This window comes from Anaerovirgula multivorans (assembly GCF_900188145.1).
Lineage (GTDB): Bacteria > Bacillota > Clostridia > Peptostreptococcales > Natronincolaceae > Anaerovirgula > Anaerovirgula multivorans.
In genome coordinates, this window is record NZ_FZOJ01000003.1 from 272,138 (window position 1) to 297,557 (window position 25,420).

Here is a 25,420-nt window from a genome sequence, read left to right on the forward strand (position 1 = left end):
TTATAGAGCTCTATTAAATGTACTTTAAACTTCCCTTCCAGCCTAAAAAATCCAGTTGCTCTTCCAGCAGATTCTTGCATAAAATTAAGGTTTCCTTCGAATCATCCGAATTCATTAGGAGGACTTCAGTAGGCTGCTGATTAACTTCTTTATTCAACAAATGATGTTGCTGCAACAATCTTTTCAATTGCTTCGCTGTCCCTCTATTTCCATCAATTAAATCCACTGTATTCCCTGCTAGTTTTATAATATCCTCCTTGATAAAAATATAATGGGTACATCCCAACACGATAACCGCTACCTCCTTCATGTCGAAAGGAGAAAATAATTCTATAAGATATCGCTGAACTTCTTGGCTTTTTCCTCCAGTTTTCTCGATAATTTCAACCAATCCTGGACAAGGCAGCTTAATAATCTCTGCCTGACCGTCAAAGCATTCAACTAGCTTATTAAATTTCTTTTCCCTTAATGTAACAGGCGTCGCCATAACAATAATTTTACCCTTTTTATTTAATCCAACTGCTGGCTTTAAAGCTGGTTCCATACCAACAATAGGAATATCTAAAGTATTTCTTATATCCTCTCCGACTCCACTGGTGGCAGTATTGCATGCTACTACTAGTCCCTTGATTCCTTCTTCTAATAAAATATTTACCACATTAAAGGATAACTCCTTAACTTCTTCTGTAGACCTTATTCCATAGGGAGCATTTTTAGAATCTCCATAGTATACATATTTTTCCGTGGGTAAATAGGCGATTAACTCCGCCAAAACACTAATGCCTCCTATCCCAGAATCAAAAACTCCTATAGCTAAATTACGATCTGGTTCCATTTTTAACATCACCTGCCATTTTAAAATGAAAATGCTTTTAACTTACTTCAGTCGTTTTAACATTTCTTCTTTCTCTTTTTCATAACCAGACTTTCCTAATAAAGCAAACATGTTCTTTTTGTAAGCCTCTACCCCTGGTTGATCAAATGGATTTACACCCAATAGATAGCCACTGATACCACAAGCCTTTTCAAAAAAGTACACTAAGTAACCAAAATAATAAGGACTAATCTTTGGAATACTAACGATTAAGTTAGGTACCCCACCATCATTATGAGCTAATAAAGTAGCTTCAAAAACATTTTTGTTTATATCATCTACTGTTTTCTCTGTTAAATAGTTTAATCCATCTAAATCTTTTTCTTGCTTTTGGATCCTAATTTTTTCTTCTATATTTTCTATATGTAAAACTGTCTCAAAAATATTCCTTCTACCCTCCTGAATATACTGTCCCATAGAATGCAGGTCAGTTGAAAAGCTTACAGAAGCTGGAAAAACCCCTTTGAAATCCTTTCCTTCACTCTCCCCAAATAACTGTTTCCACCATTCCCCAACGTAGAATAGAGATGGTTCATAATTAACGAGTATTTCAATAGTTTTCCCTTTGTTATAGAGAATATTTCTAACAGCCGCGTATTGATAGCAATCATTTTCTTCTAAATGAGGATTGCTTAAATCTTCATAGGCTTCTTTAGCTCCCTTCATCATAGCCTCTATATCTATTCCTGCTGCTGCAATAGGTAATAAGCCTACAGCAGTTAATACAGAATATCTTCCTCCTACATCATCAGGAATCACAAAGGTTTCATAGCCTTCATCGGTTGCCATTGTTTTCAGAGCACCTTTTTCTTTATCGGTTGTAGCATAAATTCTATTCTTAGCACCTTCTGGTCCATATTTTTTCTCCATATATTCCTTCATTACTCTAAAGGCAACTGCTGGTTCAGTTGTAGTTCCAGACTTTGAAATGACATTTAGTGAAATATCCTTTCCTTCTATAATCTCTAGCAAGTCCTGTAGATATCTAGCACTCATATTATGTCCAGCGAAATAAATCTCAGGTCCTTTTCGTTTATCCTTTGATAATATATTATGAAAGCTATGGTTTAACATCTCTAAAGCAGCTCTAGTTCCTAAATAAGAACCACCAATCCCCACAACAATCAGAACATCAGAATCCTGTTGAATTTTTTTAGCTGCAGCTTTGATTCTGCTAAATTCTTCTTTATTATAATGGATAGGTAAATCTAACCAACCTAAAAAATCACTACCTGCCCCAGTTTGTTCATGTAGCATTTTATGGGCTGTTTCAACCATACTTTTCAGCGAGATCAATTCATGCTTGCCAACAAAATCCAATGCTTTTGAATAATCAAAAGTAATTTTTCCCACAATAACCCCTCCTAGATATTTATAATTTCTTTACTATAATATTTATATTATAACAAAAAATAGAAAAAATCCTACATCAATATAAGATTAATGTAGGATTTTCCTGTTTTATAGTCTTTCTCCTCTAATACCGATTTTTACTTTGTTTATTTTCAGGCCTTTATTAGCTCTAGCTGCAGCTTGGTCTACTGCCCTTACAATCCCTTGACAGCAAGGTACTTCCATATAGGCTACTGTAATAGATTTCAAATTATTTGCTTCAATGATTTCAGTTAATTTACTTGTATAAAACTCAACATCATCAAGCTTAGGACAACCAACCACCACTACTTTTCCTTTTAAAAGATCTAGATGGTAATTAGGATAAGCAAATGGTACACAATCAGCCGTTACCAATAAATCAGCATTTTCAAAATACGGTGCTTGAACAGGTATTAGCTTTAGCTGTACCGGCCATTGCTTTAATTGAGGTTTAATTTTCACTTCGATATCTCCACTACTTACAACTGCTTCTGTAGTGGTATCCTCTTCATTAAACTTCATTATTCTACTGCCAGGACAACCGCCTCCATGTCCATGCTGATGGTGCTCTCTAGTCACGAGAGGTGTTGCTGTTTTTATCTCTTTGCTAGAGCATCCACAATCATGATCTTCATGATGATTATGCTGAATTGTATCAGCAGGCTTAAAGGTTTTTCCTTGACTGTTTAGCAGTTCCTCCACTGCTTCCTCATCAAATTCATCCGCTTCTCTCTCAATAATTTTTAGAGCATCCTGCGGACAATGTCCTAAACATGCCCCTAATCCGTCACAGTAGATATCACTAACCAACTTTGCTTTTCCATCAATAATCTGAATTGCACCTTCAGCACAGTTCGGAACACATAAACCACAACCATCGCATTTTTCTTCATTAATTTCGATTATTTTTCTTAATGCCATTTTGATCCTCTCCTTCAATGATTATCTTAAGTTGATTTTACTACAGGCAAGCAATGTAGTATGTGACGATTCTCACAAAATCCTGTGAATTCCATCACTATTTTATGAAACGAGTTCATTGTAAATCCTTAATATATTTGCCACATAAGGGACAGTAGGAAATATCTTCATTAAATTCTACTTCACATCTGGGACAATGCTTAATTTTTTGGATGCTTAGTACAAGCTTTTCCAATGTCTCAATGTCTCTTTTTAAAAACTCTATTCTACTGATATAGCTTTCCAGATCTAATTTATTAATATAATTCCCCCCCTGTAAATGCTCATATACATGTCGTCCTAATTCTTCATATAGTTCTTGAATTTCCTTTTCCCTTTTATTAATACTCAAGTTCATCTTATTTACTTCAATGATTTCTGATGATTTTTTACTGATTTCATTCATTGACTGAGAAATAGCCTTTGATAATTTATTGGTAAAACTCATGGGCCCCCCTCCTTACACCCTTTATTATATTTTTATTCAAAATATCTATATTTGCAACTTAAAGTTCAACATTTACTTTAACTAATTCTTCTCTTTTTTCCAATGTTTTATTGTTAAAGTTAAAGCTTCACATTAACAAAACAAAAGCGACGAAGATCGTCGCTTTTATTTTACTTTATTTTATTGACTAATTCTCCTATTTTTTCAATACTGCAGGTAACTACATCTCCCGATTTTAGATACTTAGGAGGATTAAAGCCCATCCCTACTCCAGCAGGTGTTCCAGTGGCAATAATATCTCCTGCTTTTAAGGTCATTCCCTTAGATAAGTTACTAATAATATAAGGAATATCAAAAATTAAGTTGTTTGTATTAGAATTTTGTCTAATTTCATCATTTACCTTACAGGAAAGATTTAAATGAACAGGCATTGGTAATTGACTTTTGTGTACTATGTAAGGCCCCATAGCCGTAAAGGTATCTAGGCTCTTTCCTTTGATCCACTGGGCATGCTTCTTTTGTAAATCCCTAGCTGACAAATCATTCAAAATTGAATAGCCAAATATATAATCTTCTACTTCATTGATTGGTATGTTAATACCTTCCTTACCAATGATGACAGCTAACTCTACTTCATAATCTATCTCCGTAGTTATACCAGCATGACTATTTACATCATCCATAGGACCAATAATATCAGATGCCATTTTTCCAAAATAAACAGGTGCCTCTGGCATTTGTATTTGTTTTCCTAAGGTGCGTTTTGACTCCTCTACATGATCTTTATAATTCAAGCCTAGACAAATTACATTTCGTTTTGGTTGTGGAATCGGTGCACATATCTTTACAGTATCAAGCCCTACCGCCTCTTCTATAGACTCTTCATTGTTCTCTATAAAACCTTTAACTTTATTTAAAGTTTCTTCATTGCAATCAGCAATAAAATCCACTAGAGTTTTCGGAGTATTATCTCCCAAAATACTAGTTAGTGCTATGATTTTATTGCTATCGTTAGTCAAAATCCCCACTTTTTCTTTGCCATCTTCTAAATAAGTTGCAAAATACATTTTTTCCCCCTTATCTAAAGATGTAAGATGCAAATCTTCTTATAATTTGCATCCTACATCTTCATTGTTAATTATGAATTAAATTAATTTTACATGAACTTAATCTTAACTTCAAGTGTAATTTACTAAAAATTCTTGCAACCAAAAGGAATACTTTGTTACATTATTAAAGTACCATCCTCTTGTTCTACCATTAACAGTACTTGCCTTTGTTGACCGTCATTAGCATCAATATAAACGAGGTAATTGTCACTACCATATTTCACTTTAAACTCGTAACACAATATTTCCTTTTTGCCGGCTGTTGGTATAATAGCCAATCTTGCTTTCTCTACTTCAACTCCACTAGACAATCTCTCTCTTGCCTCTTCCTCTGATATTTCAGGTTTCTCAATGTTTCTTTCATGATGGTTGATCAAAAATCCTTCAGTTTCCAAACCAACAATATCTCCATTGTCTAATGCTACTTTTACTTTAATTAAGTCAGGATACACAATGATATCATTTTCCTCATAGGCAAAGTTAATAACACTTTGTCCTTCATAGGTGGTTGTATAAGTAGAAGTCATATTCTCATAACCTTTATTTTCTAAAAACTCTTCCGCCTGTTTTATAGCTTCTTCTAAACCTAATCTACTTTCACCAATCTCTCTAGGATTGAGGTGCCAAAGAATTCTGCCTCCTGTTTTACTGATGGCAAAGGAAACCTCTTGTCCATCGTTTCCATTTCTAGTTCCTCGTACATAATAGGCAGGTATAGGTGTGTTCTCTATCTCTCCAACCACCTCGATGTCCCTTATTTTTTCTTCGCTAAAGTTATTTCTTATAATTTCTAAGGCTTTCTTCTCATTAATTGCTTCCCCTTCTAACCTAGGTTTAATATCCGTTAAATGCTCTGAAAAGGGTCCATCATAGATTAGCTCTGGATAATCCTGTACTCTTTCTTGAAAGTTAATCAAATTAAATTTTTCCATCCTATCATTTAATTGCCCTAAGTCTCTATTTCCTTCTCTTCTTAAATCTCCAAAGTTTACACCACCTGTTGTAATGTCCTGCTGTAGTTCAATTAACTGTTGTGATAACATATTTGCATAACTATGAAGTTCACTAAGTGTACCCATTTCCTCCTCGTCTAGTACAATCCCCTCTAAGCTTTTATTTACCATGGCGGTACTATAATCTCCAAGTTGATTTAAAAATCTTTCTGTAGTGCGAATCGTTCCATGCTCAAAGGGCAATTGTGTAAGCTTTTCCTGTGCCATGTAAGCTTGGAAAACTGTGTCATTTAAATGTTTAATCATATCTTTACTAGCTCCAGAAACCATAGCCTTTGCTAAATCCACTTGAGCATTTTCTACATGGCCTATCAAATCATAGAACTGTCTTTGAAATTGTATATCTAAATATGTATGATAATCATTTCTCTCATTGTACTGATAGTAGCCCCAAACTCCAGTGGCTATAAGAGCTACTGCTAATACTATAGGTAGTATATATCTCTTCATCCTATCACTCCTTTCTTAATTGCCAAATACGTGCCTTCCTATTCGTAATGTTACGGTTCTTGTCCATATCCATCTACTGGTGGCAGTTGCAGGATTCCAAAAGTAGAGAGCCCCGCCAGTTGGGTCCCATCCATTTAGAGCATCTCTTGCAGCTCTATGGGCGGAATCTCCAGGTGTCTCATTAATAGCGCCTCTTTTCACTGGCTCAAAGGCACAGGGTTGATAAACTACGCCTGCAATAGTATTGGGAAAATTAGCACTTCTCACACGGTTTAGGATAACTGCTCCTACTGCAACCTGCCCTTCATAGGGCTCACCCTTAGATTCTGCGTGAATAGCTCTTGCCAACATTTGTACATCATCACTTCTTGAGACGCCTCTACTGACAGGAGCCGTAGGAGCCGCAGCTGTTGTAGGCATACCTAGGGCTGCCCTTGTTTGGGGACCTACTACTCCGTCTACTGTCAATCCATTTCTTTGTTGAAAAAGTCTTACTGCTTCATAGGTTTGAGGCCCATAGGTGCCACTTATTGGCCCATCATAATATCCCCAACGACTTAAACGGTTTTGTAGTTCTGTTACCTCTGCTCCACTTGAACCCCAAGCAAGATTTTGTGCATAAATATTTTCATAAACTAAAGCACCTATAAATAAAATGGATACTATTAAGATTAAGAGAATCGAAATTTTTCTCTTCATTATTTACCTCCTTTGTTATTTTCATTGAAGTAATATTATTTTTATCTGAAGCACCATAAATTATCCAAAAAAGAAAAAAGCCGATCAAAAGATCGTCTTTATCCTTGAAATAAATTGGGCTATAATTCAGTGAGAGTAAAAACTTTCTCTGAATTGTAGCACAATTTTATAAGCCTAGCATTGAAGTAGCTATTGTAAAGTATACAATCAATGCCAAGGCATCTACTATTGTCGTGATCATAGGTCCTGCCATAATAGCAGGGTCTAGCTTCATCTTTTTAGCAGCAATCGGCAGGGTGCCGCCAATAATCTTTGCCATCATCACTGTCATTACCAATGTAACTGATACAGTAATAGCAATGTTTAATGGAGCTGAGGAAAAGATTAGCATTCTAAGAAAGTTTACTGATCCTAAGACGACTCCTACCACCATACTTACCCTTAACTCTCTCTTGAAGACCTTCAAATAATCCTCCAATTCTATTTCTCCTAAAGCAATTCCCCTAATGATTAGCGTAGAGGATTGGGAACCAGCATTACCCGCCGTGTCCATCAGCATTGGAATAGAGGCAGCTAGAATAGCTACTGCCTGTAAAACATCTTCAAAGCGGCCAATAATTCCTTCTGTAAAAGTAGCCGAAACCATCAATAGTAATAGCCAAGGAATTCTTCTTCTGGCTAAGGAAAATATTCCAGAACGGAGATACTCCTCTTCACTTGGTTCCATAGCCGCCATCCTTTGAAAGTCTTCGGTAGTTTCCTGATCAATAACATCTATAATATCATCAATAGTAATAATTCCAACCAATCTATCTTCCTTATCTACAACTGGTAGCGTTAACAAATCATACTTTTTGAAGATGCTGGCAATCTCCTCTTGATCATCTAATGTCTTAGTAGCAATAAAATCCTCCGTCATCACCTCAGAAATAAATAAATCATCATCAAATAATACCAGCTTTCTTAGAGATACCAGTCCCTCCAGTTTTCTTTTATCATTTAATACATAACAGGTATAAATCGTCTCCTTATCGACACCTGTTTTCTTAATATGCTCCAAAGCCTGTTTGACTGTCATTTCTTTTTTTAAGTCCACATATTCAATCGTCATCAAGCTACCGGCAGAGTTTTCGGGATACTTTAAAAATTGGTTAATTAGTTTCCTTTCTTCTTCTGAGGCAGAAGCTAGAATTCTTTTAATAAAATTAGCAGGCATCTCTTCTAAAAAGTCAATCATATCGTCAAAATACAATTCTTCCATGATTTCATTTAACTGAGTTTCATGCATAGCACTAACAATATCTTTTCTCTGCTGTGTCGATAAATGGGAAAAAATATCTGCAGCTGCATCCTTTGCTAAAAAACGAAACAGAATAATACTGTTTTTCTTATCTAATTCATCAAAGGCTTCTGCCACATCGGCTGCCCGCATCTCCTTTAGTTCTTCTTTGAGCAGTACAAATTTTTTTTCTTCGATTAGTTCTAAAATTCTTTCATACATTCTCTCACCTCTCCTAATTTAGAGAAGGAGATCCACCAAAAGTGGTGGAAGATTCTCCCCCAATAATGATTATGATTGTATTAATCAAAGTCTTATGACTCCCCTCGGGAATTGAATCCATTTCCACCACCTCCTTAAAATTATTCCTATAAAATAGCTATGCTATCAAAAATTAATTTTATCTCTCCTCATGTTTACATTCAATACTAAGCCTAAAGCCATCATATTGGAAAGCATGAAGGTTCCTCCGTAGCTTACAAAAGGTAAGGGCTTCCCAGTAACAGGCATAAGACCTATCGTCATTCCTATGTTGGCAAAGATATGAAAAGCCAACATAAAAGCAACACCTATTACAATATACGCACCAAAATCATCTTTAGCATCTCTTGCTATATTTATACATTTAACCAGCATAATTCCATACAATATAATCAATACAGTAACTCCTATAAATCCTAACTCTTCAGCTAGCACAGAAAAGATAAAGTCTGTTTGTTTTTCTGGTAAAAATCCAAATTGACTTTGAGTACCTCTAAACAAGCCTTTACCAAAAACCATACCATTCCCAACGGCCAATCTAGATTGTATAGCATGATATCCCTTCCCCATAGGGTCAAGATCTGGATTTAGAAATGTCAAAATCCGATCCTTTTGATAACCCTTCAAAAAACCGATCCATGCCAAAGGGATACTTATGGTCCCCAAAACGCCTGTAATCATAATGTGCTTATACTTTAATCCTGCCACAAAAATCATGCCAAAGGTGAAGAAAGTAAAAGCCATAGTTGTTCCTAAGTCAGGTTGCAATGAAATCAAAACTATGGGTACGCCTGCAAAGGCCAATATTTTTCCTAGAGTAGATAATTTATACAATGAATCCTTGTGATCATCAATAATCTTGGCTAGGCAAATAATGATACCAATTTTTGCGAAATCAGAGGGTTGGAATTGGTGTCCTCCTATTCGAATCCATCGGTTTGCACCCCACCGTTCCATTCCTGTACCAAATAATAGAACTGTCACCAATAATAAGTTAGAAAAAAAATAAATAGGTATATATAATTTTGCTAAAGTATTATAATCGATAAATAATATAAGAATAATTGCAATAAACCCCATAACAATAGAAGCTACTTGAGTTCTAATAAATCTTTCATACCCTAAACTATAAGTAGCACTGCCAATCATAACGACCCCTATAATACATATCATCAAAACTACTGCTATTAAACCATAATTAATTTTCTTTATTAATTTATTCTCCATTTTCATTATTCATTCATCCTCTATAGTAGATTCGCCAAAAATATATGGTAATAAACCTTTTTTATTTCCATATAAAAGGTTTATATTATCTTTTATGCAAGAACAAAACAAAAATATATATACTCATTTATATATAAGGATTACATAACTAGTTTACTCTAATGATTATCCTTTTTCAACCTATATTTTTTGAAAACAACAAAAGCGGAGCAAAGGCTCCGCTTTTGTTGTTTTTATTTTACAGTAAACATAAAGTTTATTATCTACCACTCATATTTCTTTCAGCTGTTTCGATTAATCTTTTAACCATATATCCACCAACATAACCGTTTTGTCTAGCTGTTAAGTTACCTTTATCTGTTGCTTCATAGTTAGTTAGACCTAGTTCATTGGCGATCTCAGTTTTCATTTGATTCAATGCCTGACGTGCTTCTGGAACTACTAATTGGTTTCTACCTGTATTGTTATTATTAGTTGCCATGATCTGTCCTCCTTCCTTAAATGTTATTTGTAGTGTTTAGCTACAATAATATTATCTGTATTATAAATGCTTTTACTCATTGTAATATATAGAATAAAAACCTATTTTTAAAAGATATGGAATATTTTTCATTGCATAAAAAATAAGTACTTAAATAACAAGTACCTATTTTAGAAGTATCTCCTATTCCTATTTAAGATAAGTATTTAGAATTTAAATGAACCGCCAAATAGAAGAATAACTACTACGAATACCAAAATTAAGTTTTCGTCAAATTTACAAAACAAGCCTTTTTGTCCAATCAATAGAAAGAGTAGTATAATAATTATGATAGTATTTTTCCCGCGAAAAAAACCACCAAAAAAGTTACTTAATACATTATCGCTCCCAGTGCCTCCAAAAATATTTCCTAATACATCGTTTTTATTAGTTTCGCTCATTATATTCACTCCTTTATAAAGATTTGTTAATCCAGTTCTTATTCTATATTATGTATTTTCCTAGAAGATGTGATAGTTAATAAAAGTTTTTTTACTTTTCTTTTATTTGTGATATATATCTTTACCTTATTTTTCAATAATTAATTATTGATCTATTGTTAATAATATAATATGAGAAGCAGGATATGCTTTGGTTATTTAATTAACTAAAAATGGAGGTATAAACCAAATGACAACCGTTAATAAGCTAGAGCAAGCCTTGAACAGTGCAAAAAGCTTACAGGCAGATTTAAAAACCTTTTCTATGGATACTGAAAATCAACAGGCGCAGCAAATGTTTAATCAGTTATCTACAAACTTAGAAAATACAGTTCAAATGTTGCAATCTCGAGTAGATTTTGTAAATAGTGAAGAGCCTCAGTATTTACAAGAAGCTATGGGAATGCAACCACAAAATAATCAACAGCAAAATAAGCTGCAATAAAAATAAAAGGAAGATTAACTTTCAAAGTAAATCTTCCTTTTATTTTGCCTTTAAAACTTTTCTTTTAGCGCACTAAAGTCTAAAGGTCCAATCAGCACATCAACAATTGTTCCTTCCTTATTAATAAGATAAGTTGTTGGAGTATACCTTACCTGATATTGATAAGCTATAGCAGCATCTTTATCTACTAAACCAGGAAAGCTATATCCTTCTTTTTCTATATATTGTTTTACTGTATTCATATCCTCCATAGCACTCACAGCAATTACAACAAAATCATTGCTTTCATTGGCTTGATGAAACTCATCAAGGTGCGGCATTTCCGCTCTACAGGGAGGTCATGTGGTTCTAAAAAAATTTAAAACAATATTTTTTCCCCTATAATCCTCTAAGCTTTCCTGTTGTCCATTTATGTTTTCTAGTGTGAAATCAGGTGCAATATTACCAATTGCAATACCTACTGTTTCTTCTCCATTTGAAGCTTCTTCACTTGCTTTTTTCTCTCCATCTTCCTTTACCACAGCTATGTTCCCAGTTAGTTCTTCTCCGTTATTATAAAGCATCTTAATTGTCAACAATCCTAAACCAGTAATTATGATCAATATAAATCCTATGATAAGTAATATTTTTTTCATCTTTATCCCCCCGCTATAGTCCTAGATCAATAAAATAGAAATACCCACTGAATTCCATCATTTTATCGAAAAATATAATCAATCCCAACAGAATTAACAAAACGCCTCCTACCTTTGAAACATATGGTGATATTTTATCATATCTTCTTAAAAACCCATTAAACTGATTTGTTAATAGAGCTGTTAGTAAAAAAGGTATTCCTAAGCCTAAAGAATAAATTGATAATAAGATCATACCTCTATACACTGTAGCAGTGGTACCCGCGTACAAAAGAATAGCCCCTAAAACTGATCCAACACATGGACTCCATCCTGCTGCAAAAGCCATCCCCATCAAAAATGAGCCTAGCCCGTTGGTTATCTTTGCTGGAGATTTAAATCGAAATTCACGGTTTAATATAGATGGATTTACGACCCCAAGCATATATAAACCAAAAAATATGATAAATAAACCACTTACTTTATTAAATACATTTCTATACCGAAAAAAAACTCCACCAATAAAGCTGGCTGAAGCACCCATAACTATAAAGATCAGAGAAAATCCCAAAACAAAGGTAAAGGCTCTTGCTAAAACCACTCTTTTTTTAGGTTCATTATTATCTATAAATCCCCCACTTATAAAGCCTATATATGCTGGCACTAATGGCAATACACAGGGTGATAAAAATGACAGCATCCCTGCTAATACTGCCACCAATAATGATACTTGCATAATTCTTCATCCCCCTCAAGTCATCTCCTCCATGAGGAAAGTTTTTTCATTTTCTTAAACATATTTACAGATTTATAAAATTATTACATGGTACTTTCTTTTCTATATATTTCATAGGTATGCAGTAAATAATTGAAAGCATTGATGGCTAAATCAATGTCTTCTTCTTTTGGTTCTAGCACTGTAATCCACTGTAGGATATTTATATATTTATCCCATTTTGTATTTGTTAAAGCAAATTTTTTAGCTATTTGAACAGCAACCAAAAATATTAAGAAGAACCATAAAATGGAGTCAATATTAAAAAACCATAGGATAGAATAAAGAATAATAATAATGAGGCCTAGATTAGAACCACATCTTTTATTAAATCTAGATGCTTTTTTCACTAAGTATCGGTTTACATATCCATGCTTGGTATAACAATTTATTACTTTATGTTCTGCTCCATGGTGTTGAAAAAGTCGAATAATCTTTCTTATATTTACCAAAATAGTGAGCACCATCATTCCATAAAACCACTTCTGATTAATAGGCAGAGTTGATACCCCCTCAAATAACGGCAAATGAAATATTTCTTCCAATAGAATAAGGGCGATCAATAGGGTCATCAGTATTTTATATTTTATGTTCATAATTCTCCATTGATAATAGCCTACTAAAATACCCCCTAAAATGAATTTCCCTTCCAGCTTTCTTAACCATCTTTTAGGCAATATCCAATCTACTTCATATTGAATATCTTCCTTAACTTTTGTTGTTTTTACCTTTAGTACATCACAAAAAAAAGTGATGCCATTATTGTGAGCATATCCACCTAGTTTCATTTTCTCACTCCAAATGTATTATATATAGATATACGCCTGTAAATTTTCTAAGGTTTCGCCCTTGGCTAAAAAAACGCAGCTAAGGACTGCAAATGTAGCCCTTAGTATATTAAAATTTAAGCCTTAAGACGTATGCTCATATATAGATACCCAATTTTGAACCATAATAAAAATAAACCTAAATCTATAGTTTCATTATAGACGATAATCATTATTTTCAAAAGATTTTTCTGGATTTTGATTTAAATCACAGCTCATTTTTAAGGATGTGGTTATACTAAAGGTAAGATTAATTAAAATCAAGGAGGAAAAATACATGAAAGCAGTAAAAGTACTTATGGATGAGCATCAGAATATTTTAAGAATGTTAAAGGTTATTAGAAGCCTGTGCTTGCAAACCTTTAATACCAAAGAGATTTATTATAAGGGTTATTATGATGCCATAGATTTTATTAGAAATTATGCTGATAAATTTCATCATGGTAAGGAGGAAGATATTTTATTTGATAAAATGTCTTCCGAACTAGGTCCCGCCATCAAACAAGGACCCATTTATGGCATGTTGGCAGAGCATGATTTAGGTCGATTGTTTGTTAAAACCTTAGAAGAAGCTTTGCATGCTGCTAAGAAGGGCTCTGAAGAAGCTAAGGTTGATATCGTTGCCAATGCTATTGCCTATACAGATTTATTATATCGTCATATTGATAAAGAAGATACAGCGATCTTTACCTTTGCAGAAAGCAGCTTTGATAAAGATATGCACCAGGAAATAGATCATTTGTTTGAAGGAGCTAAGGAAAGGTTAGATAGCAAGGCTACGGAGAAAAAATACGTTGCTATGTTGGAAGAACTAGAAAAATACGTTAAGAATATCTAAAAAAGAACTTGTGCAACAACGTTGAAACAGCAATGTATTAATGTAGGGGCGACCTGTGGTCGCCCGAATCCATCTAGGCGACCACAGGTCGCCCCTACAATACATAACCCATCTTAAATACTAAGATATAAGCATTTTTTCAAAAACCCCAAAAGCAAGAAAGAGAGAATGAATATATTGCAACATACGTATCAATATATATCACATCTCTCTTTTATATTATCTTTCTTCTGTATTATAAGCTATTTGTCCATTTTCCACAGCGGTCTCCCCACATGGCAATCACTTGTTTATCTAACTCTACCTTAATTACTTCACAGTTATTGGAGCAACCACCACATTCAAAGGTAGAAGGCATAAAATCTAGATCAGCTGCTTCAAAACCTCTGAAGTTTGTATCGCTTCCTGTTTCCTCCATCAATTCTTTAGCTAGTATAGCTGAACCTAAAGCCCCCATAATATTAAAATATTTTGGGATAATCACCTCATGACCGATTTCCTTTTCAAAGGCTGATTTAATGCCTTTATTAGCTGCTACACCTCCTTGAAAGACAAAGGGTGGCTCTAGCTTTTTACCTCTGCCTAAGTTGTTAATGTAGTTTCTTACTAATGCTTCACACAATCCTCTGATAATTTCCCCTTTAGAAAATCCAAATTGCTGCTTTGCAATCATATCAGACTCTGCAAAAACAGTACATCTTCCAGCAATCCTCACATCCCTCTCAGCGGCTAATGCCATATCTCCAAATTTTTCAATAGGAACCCCTAATCTTTCTGCTTGATGATCTAAAAAGGAACCTGTGCCTGCTGCACAAACGGTATTCATGGCAAAATCCACAACCATTTGATTTTCAATAATAATGATTTTTGAATCTTGTCCTCCGATTTCAAAAATCGTTTTTACATCAGGAACAACCTGTGCGGTAGCAGTTGCATGGGCGGTTATTTCATTTTTAATCACGTCTGCACCCACCATCACTCCCACCAGCTGTCGCCCACTTCCGGTAGTACCTACTCCTTTGATGTTGGTGTTCTGGTCTATATTTTTTTTAAGCTCCCTTAATCCATTTTTGACAGATTCTAAAGGTTGGCCATTTGTTCGAATATATTGGCTATGCACTACTTCGCCTTCATTATTTAAAGCAACTATATTTGTGCTCACTGAACCAACATCTATGCCTAAATATATATCCTGCAACGATTTCATCCCCTTATGATATTTTTCTAACTCGCTTCCCTTTGATTAAATCTAAAAACGCCTCAATCCTTGTTAAGTTATTGGTAGTGCCTGTTTGCTCATCAATAGACAATGTCAAAACTGGAATGCCTAGGTCAGCTGTTATTTTAGGTACAATACTTTGTGAAACCAGTTCTGGCAAACAACCAAAAGGCATTAAGTGTACTACACCGTCAAAACCTCTTTCACTAAAATCCACAATATGTCCAACGGTTTGCTTTGCATGACCACCAATTTCAATAGGGATATACCTTTCCCCCTTACTAAGAATTTCTGTTTCATGACTATGATTCATGAACTTAGGTAATGCATTATAGTTAATCCACTGAGTTAAGTACTGAGAGCGTTCTACCTCTACCCCCAATGAACCTAATACCTCTTCTAACTTCATATTGATGGAGGCCTCCATTACAACGTAAATTTCCCCAACAATACCAATCTTAACTTTTTTATTTTCTGCTATAGGTACTTGTTTAATCTGGCTTAATAATTCTTTACCATCTTCAAAAGCCTCTTCCATTGCTTTTTTCGTATAGGCCCTATCAAAAAGATTTTGTATTTTTTCCCAAGCTCTTGTAGTCTCACCTTTTTTAAATTCATAGGCTCTAGTTTTCTGAACTTCTTTTTCCAAAACATCTAATTTCTTAATCATATCATAAACAAGCATGAGAGATTTTCCAACCTTATACCAAGAACTATCTCCCTTAATCCTTAAAACATTTTGTAGAAATTTTTTATAATCCCTAAACATAGAATCAAAAACAATAAATTCTACATTATAGTCTTCTTCCTCTAATATACGACTATGAACTCGCTCATAAAAACCTGCTCTGCAGGGACCATGACCTCCTGAGGTGACGATGACCTCTGTGCCTTTTTCTACCGCCTCCATATAACTTCCCATAATTACCTTCAAAGGAAAGCAAGCAAATTCAGGACTATATTTTACCCCTAAATTGATAGTCCTTTGGCTTGGTTTTGGAGGCATAATTACTTCATGTCCTAACAATTCTAAAAGCTTTTTATATACTACCGTCGTTCCCATATAAGGAAAAGACACCTTCATCTTTACGCACCTCTTTGTACTTTTAATTTTTTTCTTTTAATCATATCCACAAATGCTTCTATCCTTGTTTGAAGATGGTTTTCTCCAGAATGCTCATCTACTCTTACTGTCATAAAAGGCTTTTTATAAATAGATGCGTCTAACTCCAATAATTTTCCCAATAAAGAGTCAGGGCCGCATCCAAAGGCAGTAACATGAATTAACCCATCTACTTCCTCATCATTATAGAAATGATATCCTGCAGCTAGCAGCTTATCACTAAAGGTCCAAAACAAGGTTTTAGGCATGGTCTTCAGTTGACGGTTAAAATCTTCCTCTTCTAGCATTTCGAAGGTTTTTACCTTTACCCCCATCTCTCTTAATTTACTAAGGATGTCCATGCTAATAAAAGGATCATAAATATTATAAACATATCCCAACAGCCCAATGGTTACATCAATCTTTTTTTGATTTAATGATTGAAAAGCCTCTTTAGACGCCTTCCCTAAAGCAATAGCCGAAGCCTCTATTATAGAATATCCTTTTTTACTATACTCTCTAAATTCCAACCATATCTTTTCGGCCTTTTCTATAGCTCGTTTATTTTGCTTATGATTTAAAGGAAACTTATCTCCAAAGATATTATTTTTAAAGGCATCAGCTATGTTATCACTTTTTGTATTGATAAAGGGCATAATTAACTTTTCCTCAACACCCTCCATAGAGTGTCGGATCATATCCGGTAACCCCATGAATTTAGGACAAAAATATTGACCTTTCTTTATTGATACAAACCTTGGAACAAAAACATAATCTACATTTTGTTCTAACAATGTAATAACATGCCCTATATATACTTTTATAGGTACACAAATTTCAGGGACTGATGCTTTAACCCCTTTGTCAATGATGGATTTCGTAGTAGCAGGAGTAGTAACTACCTCTATTCCTAATTCTTCAAAATAAGTTTTCCAAAAGGGATAGTAATACGTATATAGCAAGCTTTGAGGAATTCCAATTTTCACAGCCTTAACCTCCAGTCATTTTCTATTGATTCATCCTGCTATCAAGATGTCATCAAGTGCATCGAATAATATTATGCTTTTATGTTCTAAATATACTTATCTATATAAATAATATGCTATCAATTCTTTCGAATCCCCTCTTTTCTAAAGTTAAATTACATATCTGTTCTTATTTTTAATAATGAAGTATTCAACAAAAAATAGTTTTTTCCTTTCGACAAAACTAGGAATTTTTAAATTTTCTCAAGGTATTTTATTCCTTTTCGACAAAGTACTTCTTTGATAAGCTGATACATTGCTGGACTCCATTAACTGTAGCGTATTATTTTTGGAATGATCTATCCTCCATATAGTTTCATTGTTATTAATACTATACTCTATATGATTTTCTAATGCATCCATAACCGGTATAATTTCATATACCGCTTTTCCCTTAGGGTAATATCTATATACCCATGTCGGTACATAAGAAACTTCTTCTATAGTTACCTCTTTCTTTTCAAAATCCTTTTTAATCTTAACATTAATAATGATTCCATCCTCTGTATATCTATTTTCCAAAATTTCATATCGTTGGTTAGATAAGAAATTCCCCATAGAATATACCACTAGAGTTTTTGATGAATCTTCCTCTGATTCTAAAAATTCTATTGGCTGTAATACATGTGGATGACTGCCAAATAGAATATCCACCCCATACCCCTTCAGCTTCTCAGCAATAGTTCGTTGGTATCGATTAGGCCGTCTTTGGTATTCTTCACCCCAATGGAGGTAAAAGATAATGATTTCTGCTCCCGCATTCTTCATCATATCAACGGTTGCCTTCATCCTTAGCAAGTCTTCTTCTAACGTTTCATAGGAAAAACTATTAATTAAGCCTTCAATTTCTTTAGGAATCTTTATGCCATTTAATGTTCTATATTGCCCATAAATAGATGTTTCATAAGTATAGGCGGTTAACCCAAGCTTTATGTCTTTTATATCTTTTATGATGTAGTTTTTGATGTTTTCCTCTTTTCTCGTTCCTATTACCTCTAGTCCTCTGTCTTTTATAACCTCAATGGTTCTTATCATTCCTTTTTTCCCTGTATCAATCGTATGGTTATTGGCAGTTGAAATAACATGGAACCCCGTCTCCTTTAATGCGTCAGCTAGAGCATCAGGACTGTTAAACATAGGAAAACTCGAGTATCCTTTTTCCTTTCCTCCAAAGGTGGTTTCTAGATTAGCTATTGCTAAATCTGCTTCCTGTATATAAAGTTTAATAAATTGAAAATTGTTTGTAAAATCATGTTCTCCTATTTCAGGATTATATTGAGCTCTTAATTGAGGCCCGTGTACCATGATATCTCCTACAGCTACCAAACTTATTTTTACTGGGGGATGAAATGCTTCTTCTTTTATTTCCTCTGGTATCGCTTTCTCGGTTTCTTCAGCTATAGGGGTTGTTGAAATAGATATCTTAGCGCAAGAAGCTAAGAATACTATGATTGCCAACAATAGTAACACATAGCAGCTTTTTCTTATTTGTACCATATGTACACTCTCCTCTTTCTACTGTGTTGTCTGGTATTTGAAAAGACTCCAATCATATAGGAGTCTCATTATAATAAGTAGAGTTTTGTATTTTTGAAGGTAGCATCGACTTTATCTAGTAATACCACCTTACTTTCTATGGATACTGTCTCCTCATTCTCTTTTTCTAGATTCAGCAGTTTCTCTTGAAAATATCTTCTATCTTTAACTAGATATCTTATTGCTCTATCTTGGATTTTTAGGCATTCCTTATACAGGCACTGCTTTAGCGTCTCTTTCTTATTGGTCTTCATTTTTAACAACCATTTTAATCCTTTATAAGTGACAACTCCTATGGTTAGTGCCTTCAGTAGATCTATTGCTGATAATTCCTTTTTACCCCTATAAAAGAAGAAATAATCATTTTTATCCCTGCACTTTTTTATATATAAAGCACCTATAGGAATACCTAATGCCGCGGCTGTCAGAATCCTTTCTTCTAGTCTGTTGACTGTGACAGATTTCTCGGAGGCTTCATCAAAGAAGCTTCTATCTTCTCTGTATTCCTCTTGAAAATAATATAATTGTTCTTCAGTTATCTGAAAAAAAGTTCTTATCTTAGAAAACAACTCTATTTCTGCAGGAGATTGATAATAGTCAGCTCCCATAATAATGATTAAATCCTTCATCAAAGAAAAGCGCAAGATATTTTTTTCCTGATCATTTAAGCCCTCTAACAATGTTTTACATATATCTATGATATTCTCTGAAAAAGCATCCATATTATTTAACAAATCGAGTCTTTCCTTCTGTAAAATCTTAATTTTACCCATAAGCCTGTACAGCTCCATTGCTTCCAATTGATTTAATTCACCATCTATCAAGGCCATACTAAAAAGCACCTTAAAATATCGAAGCTTAGTTTCTGCTGACATTGCCTGTAAATCTCTAACTTTTTCCTTTAGCATCCTAGCTCACCTTCATCTAAATATGTTTATTAATATAATATATTCTCCAAATTTTACTAAATTCCTTTAATTATGCGATACAAAAAAGAAACCTCTCAAGAAAAAGTTTCAAAAGAGATTTCTTTTTTATTGTCCTAAATCTTTTCATCAGCACGAAGGGCTTTAAATAATGCTATCATTACCAAAATCATCACGATAACAAAAGGAAACGCCGCTGCTATAGATCCGATTTGTAGCGTTGTTAACCCCCCGGCTAATAGTAATGATGCAGCTAACAACGATTGTACAAGACCCCATATAATTTTTTTCTTATTACTTGGATTCAAATCACCCTGAGATGTCATCATACCTAGTACAAAGGTTGCTGAATTGGCTGATGTAATAAAAAATGTACATAGTAGAAATACTGCTATTAAAGATATCACATTGCCTAAAGGATAATCCCTTAATATAACAAATAATGCTGTTTCTGTTACCTTTATGGCTTCACTTACTTTTTCTGTTCCTAAATTCATCCCCATTATACCAAAGGTTGCAAACCATACGAAGGATGCTAAGGAAGGTGCTACTATGACTCCCAACACAAATTCTTTTATTGTTCTGCCCTTAGAAATTCGAGCAATAAAAGTTCCTACGAATGGTGCCCATGCAATCCACCATGCCCAATAAAAAACAGTCCATGATCCTATCCAACTATTATCTCCAAAGGGTTCTATTCTGAAGCTATCAGTAATAAATCCACCAGCATACATACCAATTCCATTGATTAGCCCATTGATCATCTTGACTGTAGGTCCAACAAGAATTGATAGAAGTAATACACCAATGGCAGCAATTAAATTAATATCCGATAACAACTTAATACCCTTTTCAATTCCACTTACTGCTGTCCATATATAAATAATAGTTACTATGGCTATAATACTAAGCTGTACTGTAGTATTAATAGGTAACCCGAATAAATAGTTCATCCCACCATTAATTTGCAGTGTTCCTAATCCCAATGATGTGGCAACACCCGCTACAGTGGCAAATACAGCTAAAATATCAATAGTTTTTCCTATAGGTCCCTTTACTCCTTCTTCTCCAATTAGTGGCTCAAATACACTACTAATTAGACCTGGTTTGTTTTTTCTATACTGAAAATATGCTAAAGCAAGTCCAAAAATACTGTAATTCGCCCACGGATGAAAGCCCCAATGCATAAAAGATGTTTTCATGGCAAAGTTGGCAGCTTCTGATGTTCCTGCTTCTATGCCAGGAGGAGGTATCATAAAATGATTTAATGGTTCAGCCATTCCCCAAAATACAAGACCAATTCCCATCCCAGCACCAAATAACATTGCAAACCATGAAGAGGTTTTGTATTCAGGCTGAGCATCATCTGCACCAAGCTTAATATTGCCATATTTACTGAAAGCTAAAAACAATGCGAAAATTACAAATAGAAACATTGATAATAAATATATCCAACTAAAGTTATTTACGATAAATTCATATAATCCGTTCGCTGCATTACCAAAGCTGCCTGGGGCAAAAATTCCCCAGGCAACAATAGCAAATACAACTACTAAAGATATATGGAAAACTGAATTGTCTTTTTTCATTTTGTCCATATAATTATACTCCTTTAAAATATTATAGTTTTATAAAATTAAATTTTTACTTTAAATACTGTTTGTTCATTAATATCTGTTTCCAAAGCCTCTAAAGCAATCCCAACTCTATGATAACGTAGTTTCCATTGTTGTTCCTTTGGCGTTGATGGATCTCCTAATGGATATGGAATAGAGATGGTCGGTACCATCCTATTTGAACCTACTGTTTTAGCGACAGGAATAAGGTTTGCCATTTGTACAATCGTAAATCCTGCCTTTTCAATTTCTTTTACCATCGTTGCACCGCAACGTGTACAGGTACCTCATGTGGAGGTCATGATAACTACATCTACTCCAGCAGCCTTCAAGTCCTCTACGATTTCTCTAGCCATTCTTGCTGCTTCTCCTTGGGTAGTTCCTGTTCCAACGGTGGTATAGAAGTAATTATGAATAGAACCAATTCTTCCTTCTTTTTCATAGGCTCTTAGAGCATCTAGTGGAACAATAACGTTCGGATCTGCATCTGCTGCTGCAGGATCAAACCCAGCATGGATCGTTTTAAATGCCCCTGCTTCTAATCTATCCATTCCAGTCATGTCATATTTACCCCATCTTGTCGCAGATGCTGATTGGATTCTATCAGGATTTTCTACTGGTACAATTCCACCTGTTGTAGCTAAAGCCACTTTTACCTTGCTTAAATCTTTAATAGCTGGCGCTATTGGTACTAAATCGGAAGGAGGAATTGGTAACTCTGTTTGGAAAGCTTCTCCATGTATCTTTTTAAGTAACATATCTACAACTCTTTCAGTAGCTGGAACTTCAGACTCTAGCCATACTTGATGCCTTCTTCCTCCACCATAATATCCTTCTTTTTCAGCAGATAAAAGTTCTTCTCCTGTCAAAATTTTCTTACCAAAGTCAGCCATAGCTTTAACGTCTTTTCGCATAGCAGCTGCACTGGCACCACCCTTGAAGATATATATTTCTTTCTTAAACATTTCAACACCAGGGTTTTCATCATTCATGGAACTAATTACTTGTACGCCAAACTTTTCCTTTACAGCTTTACCGATATGTCCGCAGGCACTTCCATATCTTCCTGCCCTAAAGGCTGGCCCCGCAAAGAATATATCAAATTCTTTATCTGCTAGAAATCCTAGTATCGTTTCCACTGCTTCTTCTTGCCTAGAGCCCATGAAGTTATCTCCACAGATAATCGTATGAGTTACTTCCGCAATATCTCCTAGCTGTTTATTTAACTCCATTGCAGGTCCTACTAAGCCCTCTCTAATTTCAGGCGCATGATCTGCAAGTTCTTCTCCACCTATTTGTCCAAAGAATTGGTTTAAGTATAAAATCGCCTTTTTTTTCACCTTTAACACCTCCCTAAAATTCTACCATTGTCTTTGTAGACCAACCTGCTACACGGTCTCCACAGAACATAGCATTATTTTCCATAATGATGGATCCATCTTTTCTTACAGATGGCCCTAATAATTCATCCTCAGCCCATCCACCGGATAACCCATCTCTAGCCAAAGATTGAAGTTCCCCAATAACCTTTTCCATTGGCGGAAGTTCAATTAATTCAGAAACGTTTCCACAGGAAACGATTGCATCCGCTTTTATATCTAATGTTACCAATGGTTGAGATGCTCCATCTCTTCCTGTACACTCATTTGTAAGTCCTATTGTTTTAACTCCAGCATTTTCTAGCGCAACAATGCATGCAATAAAATCGGCATCTGGGTTGCCATATCCTTCTTCTGCTACGATAGCAGCCTCTGCTCCTAATGATTTTGCCATTTGGGCTACAAATAAAGCAGCTCTTTCTTTTTGCTCTAAAGCAACGTTTAGATTAGACATAATTACACCTAAGAAATTAATGGTCTTTCCATGTTCTTGGTATAATCTCTTAATCATTGGATAGTTCTGGAAGTCGTAAGTAGACCACTTTGAGGAACATGGCATGAAGGATCCTGAAATCATAGCTCCATCTAATACTTCGTTTGGATGCATAAAGGTTGGTACCATATGATTGCAGTCCCATCCATATACTAAGTCATTGTATCCCATTTCTTCCATTTGTGATTGAGGTTGTAATACCAGTACAACACTTGGTAGTCCTTGTACTTCTTGAGAACGTTTTACTACTGGCTCTAGAGCATAGGTTTCTACTTCTTCTGGTTGTAATTCAGCAACACAACCACCTATGTACTCAGCTAGTCTCATCCCAGCCCATCTTAAAGCATGATTTTTCTTTTGTTGTTCACGTTTTTCAAAATCTTCATCTGTATCTGCTACAAGGCAAATGTTTTGTAATTGAGAGAAAAGTGTATATTTTGCACCTTCGCCACTCATATCAATTAATCCATCTTGGAATCCACCCCAGTGTTTCCCAACAACTAGAACACTACAATTTTTTAAAGCTAACGTTTTTCCATCTCCTGCCTGCATCAAATCACCAGTTACACCAGGGAAAACAGGTCCTCCACCTACCCTGTGTCTTGGCTCAATAGCTTCCTTCACAGGAACGATTCTGACTTTGTCTCCAGGCTTTGTAATTACTATATCTGCTTCAGTAATATGCTCATCTTCTTTAACAACTGCTAGTGCTTCTTCTTTGCTAATAGTTAAGATACCATTTTCATAAGCTGTTTTGGCACCAAAGACAATGTCCTTCACATAAAAATTGCCAATTTCTAATTTCATTCATTAACACTCCTTTCATTTATTTGTATTTTTTTACAGTTTAAATCCTTATGTTGTTATTTTTATAACTAATATAATTATACCACAAACTAGTTTATTTTGTAACCATGTTTATCTCATTGTTTTGAATTTTTTTTATTTTATATTGGAAATAATAGATTTGATCATTGAATAATTCTCAAAGGAAACTCGATTCTTTTTTTACAAATAGTATCATTTTAATCAATAAGCCTAGAAGTTATTATTAATATATTCTATATTCATAATATTATTTGTTTATTGATGTTTAAATATGTTATAATTAATTCGATTTAAATTACATAATAGAATATAGAATTGATGGTGATGAATGTGGAAATAGATAAGAAAGAAATTCAAAAAAGACGAATGATGAGCTATTTTATTGAGGCTACGAATGAAATTATTGAAAAAGAAGGGCTTGAGGCTGTTACCGTTAGAAAAGTAGCTGACATAGCAGGCTATAATAGTGCTACTCTATATAATTATTTTGAAAATCTGGAGCATTTAATATTTTTCGCCTCTATGAAATATCTAAAAGAATATGCTCTTGCCCTGCCAGCTTATGTTGAGGGTTATAAAAATGCTCTTGATAAGTATTTACGTATATGGAAGTGCTTCTCTCACTATGCTTTTACTAATCCTAAAATTTATAATATCATATTCTTCGAATCCTTCAGCAGTTCACTAAAGGATTCAATAAAAGAATATTATGCTATTTTCCCTGAAGAGCTGGTTACAGAGTCTGAAGACCTTCTCACTATGTTACTAGAGCAAAACATTTATCATCGAAATATATCTATACTTAAACCCTGTGTCAAAGAAGGGTTTATCGAAGAAAGGTACTTAGAAGAAATAAATGAGATGACTTTATTGATTTTACAAGGGATGTTTCTAAAGATTTTCCAGCAACAGGTGAATTATACAGTTGATGAGGCTGTGGAAAAAACCTTAAATTATATTCAACATACTATAAAGGCTTATGGAAAATTAGACGTATAAAAACTCCAGGCATATCCGCCTGGAGTTTTGTTATTAACAGCTTTCTTAGTATTTTTCTCTAACAATCAGGAGATTCTCCAGCCACAAAGCCAGCTTCTCTTAATATTGCTAAAGCGGTATCTAACTTTTCTTCACTTACCATCA

General features: G+C 34.5%; 25 protein-coding genes. 3 read left to right on the plus strand and 22 right to left on the minus strand.

Annotated features, from left to right (window positions below):
* Nucleotides 1–13: 13 nt before the first annotated feature.
* The 11 genes from murI to CHB72_RS05050 all read right to left on the minus strand — a co-directional run bounded on the left by murI (nt 14) and on the right by CHB72_RS05050 (nt 10,615).
* Nucleotides 14–835 carry a glutamate racemase gene (murI, locus tag CHB72_RS05000; RefSeq protein ID WP_089281755.1) on the minus strand — a complete coding sequence of 274 codons (822 nt, stop codon included), beginning with the start codon at nt 833–835 and terminating at the stop codon, nt 14–16.
* Nucleotides 836–877: 42 nt separating this feature from the next.
* The gene (locus tag CHB72_RS05005) at nt 878–2,227 is read right to left on the minus strand and encodes a glucose-6-phosphate isomerase (RefSeq protein WP_176431205.1); all 1,350 of its coding nucleotides are present in this window, start codon (nt 2,225–2,227) and stop codon (nt 878–880) included.
* A gap of 108 nt (nt 2,228–2,335) precedes the next feature.
* Nucleotides 2,336–3,169, minus strand: coding sequence for an ATP-binding protein (locus CHB72_RS05010; RefSeq protein WP_089281757.1), 834 nt, complete (start codon nt 3,167–3,169; stop codon nt 2,336–2,338).
* A gap of 115 nt (nt 3,170–3,284) precedes the next feature.
* Entirely contained in the window at nt 3,285–3,656 is a 372-nt protein-coding gene (locus tag CHB72_RS05015; RefSeq protein WP_089281758.1) for a zinc ribbon domain-containing protein, read from the minus strand.
* 170 nt (nt 3,657–3,826) lie between these two features.
* Nucleotides 3,827–4,723, minus strand: a complete 897-nt coding sequence (locus tag CHB72_RS05020) for a fumarylacetoacetate hydrolase family protein (RefSeq protein WP_089281759.1) — start codon at nt 4,721–4,723, stop codon at nt 3,827–3,829.
* A 158-nt stretch (nt 4,724–4,881) separates the two neighbouring features.
* Entirely contained in the window at nt 4,882–6,228 is a 1,347-nt protein-coding gene (ypeB, locus tag CHB72_RS05025) for a germination protein YpeB (protein WP_089281760.1), read from the minus strand.
* A 15-nt stretch (nt 6,229–6,243) separates the two neighbouring features.
* Nucleotides 6,244–6,927, minus strand: a complete 684-nt coding sequence (gene sleB / locus CHB72_RS05030) for a spore cortex-lytic enzyme (protein WP_089281761.1) — start codon at nt 6,925–6,927, stop codon at nt 6,244–6,246.
* Between the two features lie 166 nt (nt 6,928–7,093).
* Nucleotides 7,094–8,428 (minus strand): magnesium transporter, encoded by a 1,335-nt coding sequence (gene mgtE, locus CHB72_RS05035; RefSeq protein WP_089281762.1) that lies wholly within the window; start codon nt 8,426–8,428, stop codon nt 7,094–7,096.
* A 165-nt stretch (nt 8,429–8,593) separates the two neighbouring features.
* On the minus strand, nt 8,594–9,700 hold the full coding sequence (gene rodA, locus CHB72_RS05040; RefSeq protein ID WP_176431206.1) for a rod shape-determining protein RodA: 1,107 nt from the start codon (nt 9,698–9,700) through the stop codon (nt 8,594–8,596).
* Between the two features lie 253 nt (nt 9,701–9,953).
* Nucleotides 9,954–10,175, minus strand: coding sequence for an alpha/beta-type small acid-soluble spore protein (locus tag CHB72_RS05045; protein WP_089281763.1), 222 nt, complete (start codon nt 10,173–10,175; stop codon nt 9,954–9,956).
* A gap of 206 nt (nt 10,176–10,381) precedes the next feature.
* Complete coding sequence (locus CHB72_RS05050) at nt 10,382–10,615, minus strand: hypothetical protein (RefSeq protein WP_089281764.1); 234 nt, start codon at nt 10,613–10,615, stop codon at nt 10,382–10,384.
* 229 nt (nt 10,616–10,844) lie between these two features.
* On the opposite strand from CHB72_RS05050, the gene CHB72_RS05055 reads away from it, so the two are divergent.
* Entirely contained in the window at nt 10,845–11,099 is a 255-nt protein-coding gene (locus CHB72_RS05055) for a DUF1657 domain-containing protein (RefSeq protein ID WP_089281765.1), read from the plus strand.
* 50 nt (nt 11,100–11,149) lie between these two features.
* Here CHB72_RS05055 and CHB72_RS27220 read toward each other — a convergent pair whose 3' ends face one another.
* From CHB72_RS27220 to CHB72_RS05075, 3 genes are all read right to left on the minus strand, one after another.
* Nucleotides 11,150–11,734 (minus strand): TlpA family protein disulfide reductase, encoded by a 585-nt coding sequence (locus CHB72_RS27220; protein ID WP_330396981.1) that lies wholly within the window; start codon nt 11,732–11,734, stop codon nt 11,150–11,152.
* Between the two features lie 13 nt (nt 11,735–11,747).
* Nucleotides 11,748–12,449, minus strand: a complete 702-nt coding sequence (locus CHB72_RS05070) for a cytochrome c biogenesis CcdA family protein (protein ID WP_242975036.1) — start codon at nt 12,447–12,449, stop codon at nt 11,748–11,750.
* Nucleotides 12,450–12,532: 83 nt separating this feature from the next.
* Nucleotides 12,533–13,276, minus strand: coding sequence for a DUF1385 domain-containing protein (locus CHB72_RS05075; RefSeq protein WP_089281769.1), 744 nt, complete (start codon nt 13,274–13,276; stop codon nt 12,533–12,535).
* A gap of 316 nt (nt 13,277–13,592) precedes the next feature.
* On the opposite strand from CHB72_RS05075, the gene CHB72_RS05080 reads away from it, so the two are divergent.
* The gene (locus CHB72_RS05080; protein ID WP_089281770.1) at nt 13,593–14,153 is read left to right on the plus strand and encodes a hemerythrin domain-containing protein; all 561 of its coding nucleotides are present in this window, start codon (nt 13,593–13,595) and stop codon (nt 14,151–14,153) included.
* A 235-nt stretch (nt 14,154–14,388) separates the two neighbouring features.
* Here CHB72_RS05080 and CHB72_RS05085 read toward each other — a convergent pair whose 3' ends face one another.
* From CHB72_RS05085 to CHB72_RS05120, 8 genes are all read right to left on the minus strand, one after another.
* Complete coding sequence (locus CHB72_RS05085) at nt 14,389–15,351, minus strand: acyl-CoA dehydratase activase (protein WP_089281771.1); 963 nt, start codon at nt 15,349–15,351, stop codon at nt 14,389–14,391.
* Nucleotides 15,352–15,364: 13 nt separating this feature from the next.
* A complete protein-coding gene (locus CHB72_RS05090) occupies nt 15,365–16,456 on the minus strand; it encodes a 2-hydroxyacyl-CoA dehydratase (RefSeq protein ID WP_089281772.1) in 1,092 nt (363 codons plus the stop codon).
* 2 nt (nt 16,457–16,458) lie between these two features.
* Nucleotides 16,459–17,460 carry an acyl-CoA dehydratase activase-related protein gene (locus CHB72_RS05095; RefSeq protein ID WP_089281773.1) on the minus strand — a complete coding sequence of 334 codons (1,002 nt, stop codon included), beginning with the start codon at nt 17,458–17,460 and terminating at the stop codon, nt 16,459–16,461.
* A gap of 243 nt (nt 17,461–17,703) precedes the next feature.
* The gene (locus CHB72_RS05100; RefSeq protein WP_089281774.1) at nt 17,704–18,996 is read right to left on the minus strand and encodes a CapA family protein; all 1,293 of its coding nucleotides are present in this window, start codon (nt 18,994–18,996) and stop codon (nt 17,704–17,706) included.
* A 68-nt stretch (nt 18,997–19,064) separates the two neighbouring features.
* The gene (locus CHB72_RS05105) at nt 19,065–19,943 is read right to left on the minus strand and encodes a hypothetical protein (protein WP_089281775.1); all 879 of its coding nucleotides are present in this window, start codon (nt 19,941–19,943) and stop codon (nt 19,065–19,067) included.
* 134 nt (nt 19,944–20,077) lie between these two features.
* Nucleotides 20,078–21,559, minus strand: a complete 1,482-nt coding sequence (locus tag CHB72_RS05110; RefSeq protein WP_330396982.1) for a glycine betaine uptake BCCT transporter — start codon at nt 21,557–21,559, stop codon at nt 20,078–20,080.
* A gap of 38 nt (nt 21,560–21,597) precedes the next feature.
* Nucleotides 21,598–22,917, minus strand: coding sequence for a betaine reductase selenoprotein B (grdH, locus tag CHB72_RS05115; protein ID WP_089281776.1), 1,320 nt, complete (start codon nt 22,915–22,917; stop codon nt 21,598–21,600).
* Between the two features lie 13 nt (nt 22,918–22,930).
* A complete protein-coding gene (locus CHB72_RS05120; RefSeq protein ID WP_089281777.1) occupies nt 22,931–24,256 on the minus strand; it encodes a glycine/sarcosine/betaine reductase component B subunit in 1,326 nt (441 codons plus the stop codon).
* Nucleotides 24,257–24,607: 351 nt separating this feature from the next.
* On the opposite strand from CHB72_RS05120, the gene CHB72_RS05125 reads away from it, so the two are divergent.
* The gene (locus CHB72_RS05125; protein WP_207652499.1) at nt 24,608–25,276 is read left to right on the plus strand and encodes a TetR/AcrR family transcriptional regulator; all 669 of its coding nucleotides are present in this window, start codon (nt 24,608–24,610) and stop codon (nt 25,274–25,276) included.
* The last annotated feature ends 144 nt before the right edge of the window (nt 25,277–25,420 follow it).

Excerpts from the sequence above, each read along its gene's own strand:
- murI (WP_089281755.1), bottom strand. The coding sequence starts at position 835 with ATGGAACCAGATCGTAATTTAGCTATAGGAGTTTTTGATTCTGGGATA.
- CHB72_RS05010 (WP_089281757.1), bottom strand. The coding sequence starts at position 3,169 with ATGGCATTAAGAAAAATAATCGAAATTAATGAAGAAAAATGCGATGGT.
- CHB72_RS05015 (WP_089281758.1), bottom strand. The coding sequence starts at position 3,656 with ATGAGTTTTACCAATAAATTATCAAAGGCTATTTCTCAGTCAATGAAT.
- CHB72_RS05020 (WP_089281759.1), bottom strand. The coding sequence starts at position 4,723 with ATGTATTTTGCAACTTATTTAGAAGATGGCAAAGAAAAAGTGGGGATT.
- ypeB (WP_089281760.1), bottom strand. The coding sequence starts at position 6,228 with ATGAAGAGATATATACTACCTATAGTATTAGCAGTAGCTCTTATAGCC.
- sleB (WP_089281761.1), bottom strand. The coding sequence starts at position 6,927 with ATGAAGAGAAAAATTTCGATTCTCTTAATCTTAATAGTATCCATTTTA.
- mgtE (WP_089281762.1), bottom strand. The coding sequence starts at position 8,428 with ATGTATGAAAGAATTTTAGAACTAATCGAAGAAAAAAAATTTGTACTG.
- rodA (WP_176431206.1), bottom strand. The coding sequence starts at position 9,700 with ATGAAAATGGAGAATAAATTAATAAAGAAAATTAATTATGGTTTAATA.
- CHB72_RS05045 (WP_089281763.1), bottom strand. The coding sequence starts at position 10,175 with ATGGCAACTAATAATAACAATACAGGTAGAAACCAATTAGTAGTTCCA.
- CHB72_RS05050 (WP_089281764.1), bottom strand. The coding sequence starts at position 10,615 with ATGAGCGAAACTAATAAAAACGATGTATTAGGAAATATTTTTGGAGGC.
- CHB72_RS05055 (WP_089281765.1), top strand. The coding sequence starts at position 10,845 with ATGACAACCGTTAATAAGCTAGAGCAAGCCTTGAACAGTGCAAAAAGC.
- CHB72_RS05070 (WP_242975036.1), bottom strand. The coding sequence starts at position 12,449 with ATGCAAGTATCATTATTGGTGGCAGTATTAGCAGGGATGCTGTCATTT.
- CHB72_RS05075 (WP_089281769.1), bottom strand. The coding sequence starts at position 13,276 with ATGAAACTAGGTGGATATGCTCACAATAATGGCATCACTTTTTTTTGT.
- CHB72_RS05080 (WP_089281770.1), top strand. The coding sequence starts at position 13,593 with ATGAAAGCAGTAAAAGTACTTATGGATGAGCATCAGAATATTTTAAGA.
- CHB72_RS05090 (WP_089281772.1), bottom strand. The coding sequence starts at position 16,456 with ATGAAGGTGTCTTTTCCTTATATGGGAACGACGGTAGTATATAAAAAG.
- CHB72_RS05100 (WP_089281774.1), bottom strand. The coding sequence starts at position 18,996 with ATGGTACAAATAAGAAAAAGCTGCTATGTGTTACTATTGTTGGCAATC.
- CHB72_RS05105 (WP_089281775.1), bottom strand. The coding sequence starts at position 19,943 with ATGCTAAAGGAAAAAGTTAGAGATTTACAGGCAATGTCAGCAGAAACT.
- CHB72_RS05110 (WP_330396982.1), bottom strand. The coding sequence starts at position 21,559 with ATGGACAAAATGAAAAAAGACAATTCAGTTTTCCATATATCTTTAGTA.
- CHB72_RS05120 (WP_089281777.1), bottom strand. The coding sequence starts at position 24,256 with ATGAAATTAGAAATTGGCAATTTTTATGTGAAGGACATTGTCTTTGGT.